This is a genomic window from Streptomyces graminilatus (genome assembly GCF_001418565.1).
GTDB classification, from domain to species: Bacteria; Actinomycetota; Actinomycetes; order Streptomycetales; family Streptomycetaceae; genus Streptomyces; species Streptomyces graminilatus.
The window spans coordinates 1-2,448 of the sequence record NZ_LIQQ01000792.1; the positions used below are offsets into that span (position 1 = coordinate 1).

Annotated in this window: 2 protein-coding genes; both read left to right on the top strand. The window is 69.6% G+C overall.

The genetic code is table 11. The features are described from left to right. The first annotated feature begins 5 nt into the window (after nucleotides 1-5). The gene (locus AOK08_RS41625) at nucleotides 6-1,280 is read left to right on the top strand and encodes an N-acetylmuramoyl-L-alanine amidase (RefSeq protein WP_055535750.1); all 1,275 of its coding nucleotides are present in this window, start codon (nucleotides 6-8) and stop codon (nucleotides 1,278-1,280) included. A gap of 58 nt (nucleotides 1,281-1,338) precedes the next feature. After that, entirely contained in the window at nucleotides 1,339-2,421 is a 1,083-nt protein-coding gene (gene manB, locus AOK08_RS41630; protein WP_055535748.1) for a mannose-1-phosphate guanylyltransferase, read from the top strand. The last annotated feature ends 27 nt before the right edge of the window (nucleotides 2,422-2,448 follow it).

A 2,448-nucleotide genomic window follows, 5' to 3' on the forward strand; every position in this document is an offset into this window, starting at 1 on the left:
CCACCCTGACCACCTCCACTGCCTCCGCCGTCCCCGGCAGCACCCAGTCCCTCCCGCTCGCTCCCCGCCCCGGCGACCGCACTCTCGGCCCGGCCACCGAACAAGGCCTGTACCGGCCGGACGTACAGCACTTCTCGCTGGTCGGTGTCATCTGGGACAACCCGGACACCGAACTGCACGGCCAGGTTCAGGTCCGTACCCGGGAGACGGCCGGCGGCCACTGGACCGGCTGGCAGGACGTAGAGACGCACAACCAGGAGCACGCGGCCGACCCCGGCACCGCCGAACGCTCCTCGGGTCGAGTCCGTGGCTCCACGGCACCGCTGTGGGTCGGCGACTCGGACGGTGTGGAGGTACGCGTACGGGCGGACGGCGAGGGAACCACGCCGACCACCCGAGCCCCACTCCCCGCGGGCCTCCGCCTCGAACTGGTGGACCCAGGTACGGCACCAGCGGACCCAGCGGCCCCCACGGAGCGGCGCACGCGAGCCATGGGAACGTCGGAGTCGGAGTCGGAACCGGAGTCGGCCACCGAGATCCCGGCACTGAACAGACAGCAGACGGAAGAAGAGGCACGGAAGCTGCGCACCGAGGAGGCGGCACAGGGAGAGCCGCAGGAAGAGGCGCAGGGAGAGTCGCAGGAGGAGGCGCAGCAGGAGCGGCGAGCGCAGCCGTACATCGGCCCGCGCCCACGGATCGTCACGCGTCGCGGCTGGGGCGCCGACGAGACACTGCGCGAACGCGGCTTCGTCTACACGAAGAAGGTGAAGGTGGCCTTCGTGCACCACACGGCCTCGGGCAACAAGTACTGGTGCTCGGACGCCCCGGCCCTCATCCGTGGCATCTACCGCTATCACGTGCTCAGCAGCGGCTGGCGGGACATCGGCTACAACTTCCTCGTCGACCGGTGCGGAAACATCTACGAGGGGCGGGCCGGCGGCATGACGAAGGCCGTGAGGGGCGCGCACACGCTCGGGTTCAACACCGACAGCATGGGGATCGCCGTTCTCGGAACCTTCGGCAGTTCCAAGCCGTCCAAATCGGCAGTGGGGGCGATCGCCCGGCTGACCGCCTGGAAGCTGGGCCTTTACGGGGTGAATCCGAACGGTAAGGCATACCTGAAGTCGGGTGGTGGCAATCTCTACCCAAAGGGAATGAACGTACGATTGAACGCGATCTCCGGCCACCGGGACGGTTTCGCCACCGAATGCCCGGGCCGGCTGCTCTACGAGAAGCTCGCCTCGGCGCGTAAAACGGCGGCCAAATACCAAGGGCGATGAGGACTTCGGCCGACCGGACAGCGCTTCGGTCGGTCCAGGCAGGAAGCAGGGACGACACGTGACAGAAGCGATCCTTCTGGTCGGGGGCAAGGGCACCCGGCTGCGCCCGCTCACCGTGCACACCCCGAAGCCGATGCTTCCGGCGGCCGGAGTCCCCTTCCTCACACACCAGTTGGCGAGAGCGAGAGCGGCGGGGGTGGAGCACATCGTCCTGGCCACCTCTTACCTCGCCGAAGTGTTCGAACCGCACTTCGGCGACGGCTCGTCGCTCGGCCTCCACCTGGAGTACGTCACCGAGGACGAACCCCTCGGCACCGGCGGCGCGATCCGCAACGTGGCCGCGCGCCTGCACTCGGCCCCCGACGACCCGGTCCTCGTCTTCAACGGCGACATCCTCACGGGCCTGGACATCAGAGCCCTGGTCCGTACCCACAAGGCGACATCGGCGGACGTCTCGCTCCACCTGACCCGGGTGACGGACCCGAGGGCCTACGGCCTGGTCCCCACGGACGAGACGGGCAGGGTGACGGCGTTCCTCGAAAAGCCCCAGACCCCCGAGGAGATCGTCACCGACCAGATCAACGCGGGGGCGTACGTCTTCCGCCGCTCGGTCATCGACACGATCCCGGCGGGCCGCCCGGTTTCGGTGGAAAGAGAAACGTTTCCGGAACTCCTCTCCATCGGCGCACACCTCCAGGGCCTGGTGGACTCGACGTACTGGCTGGACCTGGGCACCCCGGCGGCCTTCGTACGGGGTTCGGCTGACCTGGTCCTGGGCCGCGCCCCTTCCCCGGCGGTCCCCGGCCGCTGCGGCGACCGCCTGATCCTCCCCTCGGCGCGGGTCGCCGCAGACGCCAAGCTGACCGGCGGCACGGTGGTGGGCGAGGGCGCCTTCGTGGCGAAGGGGGCACGCGTCTCGGGCAGCACGATCCTGGCGGGGGCGGTGGTGGAACCGGGCGCGGTCATCACCGACTCCCTGATCGGCACGGGGGCCCGCGTGGGCGAACGCTCGATCCTCACGGGGACGGTGATCGGCGACGGCGCGATCGTCGGCGCCGACAACGAACTGAGGGAGGGCGTACGGGTCTGGTGCGACGCGAGAATCCCACCGGGCGCACTCCGCTTCTCCCCGGACCAGTAGACCTCCCTCCCACCGACCCCCACCACT